Origin of the sequence: Methylibium sp., from assembly GCF_013817365.1 — a bacterium.
Taxonomy (GTDB): domain Bacteria; phylum Pseudomonadota; class Gammaproteobacteria; order Burkholderiales; family Burkholderiaceae_C; genus Methylibium.
Window position 1 is genome coordinate 1 of sequence record NZ_JACDCU010000542.1, and the last position, 2,378, is coordinate 2,378.

At 69.0% G+C, this 2,378-nt stretch carries 3 protein-coding genes and 1 pseudogene; all 4 read right to left on the bottom strand.

Annotated elements, in window-relative coordinates; translation table 11 throughout:
* Positions 1–173 precede the first annotated feature (173 nt).
* A complete protein-coding gene (locus H0W38_RS21045; protein ID WP_292457864.1) occupies positions 174–641 on the bottom strand; it encodes a TerB family tellurite resistance protein in 468 nt (155 codons plus the stop codon).
* A gap of 22 nt (positions 642–663) precedes the next feature.
* Positions 664–1,197, bottom strand: coding sequence for a hypothetical protein (locus H0W38_RS21050; RefSeq protein ID WP_292457866.1), 534 nt, complete (start codon positions 1,195–1,197; stop codon positions 664–666).
* A 232-nt stretch (positions 1,198–1,429) separates the two neighbouring features.
* Positions 1,430–1,675, bottom strand: coding sequence for a 3'-5' exonuclease (locus H0W38_RS21055; protein ID WP_292457868.1), 246 nt, complete (start codon positions 1,673–1,675; stop codon positions 1,430–1,432).
* Positions 1,654–2,378, bottom strand: a pseudogene (locus H0W38_RS21060) (hypothetical protein); the annotation flags it as partial. The gene H0W38_RS21055 and the pseudogene H0W38_RS21060, both read right to left, overlap by 22 nt.

Here is a 2,378-nt window from a genome sequence, read left to right on the forward strand (position 1 = left end):
AAAGAAGCGGCCGGGCGCGCCATCGACGACATCGTCAGGCTGATCGTCGTGTTCCTGCTGCAGACCGTGGTGCTGCCCTTGCTGCTGCTGTGGGGGTTGCTGCGCCTGGGCCGCGCACTGTGCGAAGCGCCCGCCGCGCCGCGCTCCTGAAGCCGGCGCGCAGCCGGCTCCGTTCAATCCACGCCGGCCGCTTGCTTGGCGCGCATCTTGGCGCTCACGTACGCGCCGTGCGGGATGTGGAGCAGGTCGGACACCCTGCGCATCAGGTGGTTCTCGTGGGCGCTGAGCTGGCCGTCGGCATAGGCCACGCGCCACATGTGCTCGATCATGCGCACCTTCTGCTCCATGCCGAACTCGGCATTGATCTTCGAAGTGAAGCCGAAGTAGTCGGTGGCGTCGCGCGAAGCCTGCTCGGCAAGTTCGAGCAGGCGCGCCACCTCGTCGTCAGCCAGCGCGAACTTGTCGCGCAGCGCACCGATGACGGCTTGCCGCTCGGCCGTGCTCAGGTCCGGGTCGGCCCGCATCACCTCGACGAGCAACACGGCCGTGGCCAGCTGAAGCGTGTGTTCCGCGCTTTCCGGCACTTGCGCCGGCGCGGCCGGCATCAGGGAATCGAACAGGTCCTTGAGGTTTCTCAGCATGGTCGGGTGGGTTCGTGAGGCTTCAGCGCACCGTGTAGTCGCGCTCTTGCATGCATGCCAGCGTGGCGCGGTGGAAAACATCGGCCCGGGCGATCGCCCCCGGTTGCCCCAGCGCCCAGCGATTGCAGTCGTGCAGGTCGGCTTCGGTCCGCGCGGCGCTCTGGCCGCGGCGCGGATCGAAGACCGGATCGGGCGGGCCCTTGGCCAGGGGTTGAGGCGGCCGCTCGGTGGGGAGCTCCCGGTAGACAACGGGCGGCGGCAGCACCATGCCGTAGCCGGGGTAGCCCCAAGGTGTCCACGGCGCACCGTAGCCATAGCCATAGCCGCCTGAGCCGACGCCAATGCCGATGCTCACACCGCCGCGCGAGCGGCCGGGGTGTCGGTGGCCGGGATGGCCGCGGCTCCAATGGCCGGCGTGATGCTGGTCGTTGTAGCCGGGGCCATGACCGCCGTGGCGGCCGCCCGCCTGCGCCGGACCAGTCGCACTCGCCAGCAACAAGGAGAGCGCCACGCAGGCGGCGCCGGCGAGTGCGTGGTTCGCGGTGATGATGCTCATGGGAAACCTCTGTCTGCAACAAGACGGTGCTGGCCGCCCTCGGCGCGCTGGTTCTTCGCGCCGCAGAAACCATAGCCTACGCCGACGCTCCGACGCGCTGGCCCCTGCGTGCGCGCAGCCGTGTTGCCGGCAAGGTGGCGCGGCTCGCCAGGCTGTCGGTCCAGAGTGGCTCGGGTCCACACCGCCACGTCCCGGGCCGCCACCCTCCCCGAGCGGCACGAAAGCTCGAGCTTCAAGACGTGATGAACCGCGGCCCGACGACTCCGATCGATTCGCGGATCTTGTCCACCATGGCGGAGCCCGCATGCGCAGAGAACACGAGTTCGTGAGTCGCACGCGTCATGCCCACGTAGAGCAGGCGCATCTCCTCGTCCGGGGGCTCGCCCCTGTGCGGCATCGCCTGCAGCCCCGCGATGAACACCACGGAAAACTCCAGGCCCTTGGAGCTGTGCAGGGTCAGCACCTTGACGCAGGGCACGGCCCAGTCTTCCCGGCGCAAGGGACCGGACGCCATGCTCGCGCCGCGCAGCCCGCGCCGGGCCAATGCGCGCTCGAAGGCCGACATCCGGGCGCGGGTGCGCGTGAGGATGGCCATTTCCTCGAGGCCGCGCCCGTCGCATGCGCGCGCACGATGCGATCGGCGACCAGCTCGGCCTCTTCTTGCTCGCTGCCCGCCTCGATCAGGACCGGCATGGGCCCTCGCCGCCCTGCGGTGCTGGGCTGAACGCGCTGCATGTCCTCGGGCAGGGCGCTGTCTTGCAGGAGCAGGGCCTGCGCACAGTGAACCGCCAGCGCGAGGACCTCTGCCGTGTTGCGGTAATTGAGCCTGAGGATGCTCGTGCGGCCGACGGCCTCGATGCCGACGCTGGCGAAGTTGAACCGCCGGCGCTTCTTCTGGTAAATGGACTGCACGTCGTCGTACAGCACAAGCATCGACTTCGAGCTCGGGTTGACCATGCGGGCCGCGAGCTGCAGCCAGGCGTCCTCGAAGTCATGCGCCTCGTCGATCAGGAGCGCGGTGTACTGCCCCCCTGGCACCAAGCCGGTTTCCACGGCGCGCGACACCGTGCGCACGAGCTGAGGGTAGTACTCGTCCGCATTTCGTCGATCGGCCGGGACCGTCAACTGGTAGGCGCGCACCAGTTCTCCACACCACGAGTGAAACGTCCTCACCACCACGC